The 2,705-nt window shown below is 59.6% G+C and carries 3 protein-coding genes; all 3 read left to right on the plus strand.

Annotation, left to right across the window (positions count from 1 at the left end; all coding sequences use genetic code 11):
• On the plus strand, window positions 1–868 hold an 868-nt coding region (gene araD1 / locus AC1DUU_RS28680), incomplete at its 5' end, for an AraD1 family protein (RefSeq protein ID WP_476786724.1).
• A gap of 54 nt (window positions 869–922) precedes the next feature.
• Window positions 923–1,948: an ABC transporter substrate-binding protein gene (locus AC1DUU_RS28685; protein WP_476786725.1), complete on the plus strand. Its 1,026-nt coding sequence runs from the start codon at window positions 923–925 to the stop codon at window positions 1,946–1,948.
• A gap of 76 nt (window positions 1,949–2,024) precedes the next feature.
• A partial coding sequence (locus AC1DUU_RS28690) for an ABC transporter ATP-binding protein (protein WP_476786726.1) occupies window positions 2,025–2,705 on the plus strand: 681 nt, incomplete at its 3' end.

The following is a 2,705-nucleotide window of genomic DNA, read 5'->3' on the forward strand; positions in this document are numbered from 1 at the left end:
GGGCGTATCCATTGCAACGCTCGTCGAGGAGCGCATGACGGCCGAGCAGATTGACTATGATGAGCTGTTGCGTGCCGGCCTGGTGCTTGCCCCGGTAGATCATCCCGAGCCAGCGCGCTTCCTTGTCACCGGCACGGGCCTGACCCACACGGGAAGTGCAGCAGCGCGCGACAAGATGCACGTCCTGACCCATGGCGAGGATGCCGAGGAATCCGATTCCCTCAAGATTTTCCGCATGGGATTGGAAGGGGGCAAGCCCGCCGCCGGCCAGTTCGGGGTTCAGCCAGAGTGGTTCTTCAAGGGTGTCGGCACCTGTGTCGTTGCGCCCGGCTCACCGTTGCCGCTGCCTGCATTCGCCCGGGCTGGCGCCGAGGAAGCCGAAATTGTCGGGCTCTATCTCACTGGGCCCGATGGCAGTCCCTATCGCATCGGCTATGCGCTTGGGAACGAGTTTTCCGACCATGTTACGGAAGCGGAGAACTACCTCTATCTTGCCCATTCCAAGCTCAGGTCCTGTTCGATCGGCCCGGAACTGCTGGTTGGAGATCTGCCCGACGAAGTGCGTGGCCACTCTCGCATCCGGCGCAACGGCGCYGTGATCTGGGAGCAGGAATTTCTGTCGGGCGAGGCGCACATGTCGCACTCGATCGCCAATCTCGAGCACTATCATTTCCGCTACCCGATGAACCGCAGGCCCGGCGACCTGCACGCTTATTTCTTCGGCGCGGCAGTCATGAGCTACGCCTCGGGCGTCCAGACGGCACCCGGCGACGAATATGAAATCCAAGCCCAGCAGTTCGGCAAGCCACTGCGCAACCGGATGGAGCTTATGCCGGACGAGGGATTGGTCGTCGTCACACAGCTGTGACAGCGGAAGACCTGCGAATTGCGGCTCACCATGCATGATCAAGGGAGGTTAGTTATGGCACTGAAAAGACTGCTTCTAAGGATAGCGACAGTTGGATTGGGCATCGGCCTGATGGCATCGGCGGCCTTGGCCGAGAACCTTCGGGTCCTGGCCTGGGACGGTTACGCAGACGCTGATTGGGTCAAGCAATTCACCGCCGACACCGGCATAGGCGTGGATGTTGTCTTTATCGGCAGCGACGATGAAATCTGGGCCAAGATCAAGGGCAGCGAAGGCCAGGACTTCGATGTCTTCGCAGTCAACACAGCCCAATTGCAGCGCTATATCAAGGCTGATCTTGTCGCGCCGATCGACGTCGCGCAGCTCTCCAACCAGAAGGACGTGCTGCCGCGCTTCCGCGATCTGGCGGCGGTTGGCGGCGTGATGAACGATGGCAAGGTATACGGCATTCCGTTCTGCTTCGACTCGATCGGCCTGATCTACGACACCGACAAGGTCAAGCCAGCGCCGACGTCGATGGGAGCACTCTGGGATCCGGCATTCAAGGGCAAGATCCTGGCTTATGACAATGGCGAGCACAATTTCTCATTCACGGCGCTGACGCTCGGTTACAAGGATCCGTTTAATCTCAGCGACGACCAACTGGCGGCGGTCAAGGCCAAGCTGGTCGACCTAAAGCGCAACGTGCTCAGCTTTTACACCACCGCCGATGAAGCTCAGCAGATCTACAAGAACAACGACGTTGCTCTGATTTGGGCCAATTACGGCCAGCAGCAGGTCAAGGCGCTCAAGGACATTGGCGCCCACGTCGCCTATGTCAATCCAAGCGAGGGCGCATTGGCCTGGCTCGACAACTGGGTCATCTCCAAAGGCGTTCGCGACAAGGCCGCGGCCGAAAAGTGGATCGACTTCATGCTGAGCAAGAAGATCGGTGGTGAGCTCTCCGAACGTACCGGCTTTGGCAATACGGTCACTGAAACCGGCAGTGCCGGCGGCAACGACAAGCTGGTCTGGCTCAACAATGTCGAAGACCCGCTCAAGCGTTCGGATATGTGGAACGAGGTCAAGGCTACACCTTGATCTCTGACTTGCGCACTCGAAACACCGATGGTCCGGACATGTCCGGACCATCGCCAAATCTACGCAAGAGCAACTTATGAACCAGAATCCCGACCTGCTTACATTGCGGTCCGTATCCAAGTCCTACGGCGCGGTTCCCGTGCTCCACGACTTAGATCTTTCGATCCGGGATGGCGAATTTCTGACCGTCCTGGGACCATCGGGTTCGGGCAAGACCACGGTCCTGCGGCTCATCGGCGGATTGGAGCCCCTGACATCAGGCGAAATCCGGCTGGACGGTGAAGACATCAGCCGCATGCCGATCAACCGGCGTCCGTTCAACACGGTGTTTCAGGACTATGCGCTGTTTCCGCACCTGACCGTTTCCGGCAATGTCGGCTATGGGCTTTCAGTTCGCCATGTGCCACGCAAGGAGATCGTTCGTCGCGTCGCGGAAGCTCTGGAGCTGGTCCAACTCGGGCGCTTTGCCGATCGCTTTCCCGCGCAGCTTTCCGGCGGCCAACGCCAGCGTGTGGCGTTGGCCCGCGCGCTGATCTGCCAGCCGCGCCTCATCCTGCTCGATGAACCGCTTGCCGCGCTCGATCTCGAACTGCGGCGCCAGATGCAGGAATTCCTGAAATCCATTCAGCGCGAAATCAAGACCACCTTTCTGTTCGTGACCCACGATCAGGAAGAAGCCATCGGCATGGCCGACCGCATCTGCGTGATGCAGGCTGGTCACATTCGCCAACTGGGCACCCCGCACGAGCTCTACTAC

It is taken from the genome of Aminobacter sp. P4_H6_2 (genome assembly GCF_056400805.1).